At 73.7% G+C, this 1285-nt stretch carries 3 protein-coding genes; all 3 read right to left on the minus strand.

The window, feature by feature from the left end; translation table 11 throughout:
* Positions 1-66: 66 nt before the first annotated feature.
* On the minus strand, positions 67-678 hold the full coding sequence (locus ASG00_RS14620; protein ID WP_056520072.1) for a CYTH domain-containing protein: 612 nt from the start codon (positions 676-678) through the stop codon (positions 67-69).
* Entirely contained in the window at positions 675-899 is a 225-nt protein-coding gene (locus ASG00_RS12455; protein ID WP_045247207.1) for a hypothetical protein, read from the minus strand. The genes ASG00_RS14620 and ASG00_RS12455 overlap by 4 nt, the downstream gene beginning before the upstream one ends.
* A gap of 9 nt (positions 900-908) precedes the next feature.
* Positions 909-1285: YhjD/YihY/BrkB family envelope integrity protein (locus tag ASG00_RS18500; protein WP_235559573.1), on the minus strand; the 377-nt coding region annotated here is incomplete at its 5' end.

Below are 1285 nucleotides of genomic sequence, written 5' to 3' on the forward strand. Positions count from 1 at the left end.
CTGATCGCCGTACGACGACGGGGCCGCCGCGGAGTTCCGCGGCGGCCCCTTCGTCGTACGGCTGGGTCAGAATCCGAGGGCGCGGGCCAGTTTCGAATCGGATGCCGCCACCCGCCCGCCGGCCGCCGCCACCGCGGCGTCGATGCGGGCGAAGAACTCTGCCGGGGCGACGGGGCTGTCGGGGGTGAGCTCCACCTCCCACTCACGCCAGGCGAGCTCGCGTCCGGTGCGCTCGTCGACGGTCTGCACGCGGTCGTCGACGAGCTCGGCGACCGGGGTGCCCGAGGCATCCGAGACCGCATACGCGGTGCGGGCGTTGCGGATGCGCGCGAGCGGAGCGAACGGGCCCGCCGACCAGCGCCCGACCGATTCGGCGACCGCGGGGGGCACCTGATCGGGGTCGCTGTCGATGTCGAGCGGCCAGTGCCACTCGAGCTTTCCCTCGGGCGTGGCGATCTTGACATGCCAGCCTTCGTCGGGCCCGCCGGTCCGGCGGCGCACGGCGACGCCGGCGCGGCCGAGGGCGGCGCCAGCGCTGTCGAAGTAGCGCGCGTCGAGGTCGCGCGGCTCGGGATCACCGACCGTGAGGCCGAGCGTGGTGAGGTCGGGAAGCGGGGTGTCGGCGTCGACGTCGTAGCTGCGCTCGACCTCGAGGGAGCGCGTGGGTTCCGCGCTCACTCGTCGCGGCCGTCGGGATCCGGGTTGATCGGCTCGGTGGCCTCGACGTACGCGAAAGGCACCTCGGTGGGGCCGTCGGCGGCGCCGGTCTGGACGGCATCACCCGAGCGCCGGTAGACGATCTGGCCTTCGCCGTAGGGGGCGATGATCTCGTCGTCGTCGCCGTCGAAGGGAAGCAGCTGGCCGTCGAGGGGACCGCCGGTGAGTCGTGCGATGGACATGCGGTCAGCCTAGTCTCGGCGGGCGCGGCGGGGTGGTTTCGGCTCCCGTTCCGCGGCCTCCGCCGCCTGGGCGGCACGCACCTCGACCTCCGCACGGGATGCCGCGGCCTCCGCCATGCGCAGACGCCACTGCCCCATCGTGCGCGCGCCGTGGCGGGCGTGCACCCGGTCGTGCTGCTGCCCGGCGATGGTCACACAGACCGCTGCGGCGATCAGGATGACCTGCGCAGACAGGTTGATCCAGAGCAGCAGGGCGATGAGCGCCGCGAAGGTGGCGAGCAGCGGGTTGGCGGCCGCACCGCCGACGAACAGACCGGAGAGCTCTTGCAGCACGGTGAGACCGACACCGCCGACGGCTGCGCCCGCCAGGCGGGCGCGCCACGAGG

This window comes from Microbacterium sp. Leaf351 (assembly GCF_001423825.1).
GTDB lineage: Bacteria > Actinomycetota > Actinomycetes > Actinomycetales > Microbacteriaceae > Microbacterium > Microbacterium ginsengisoli.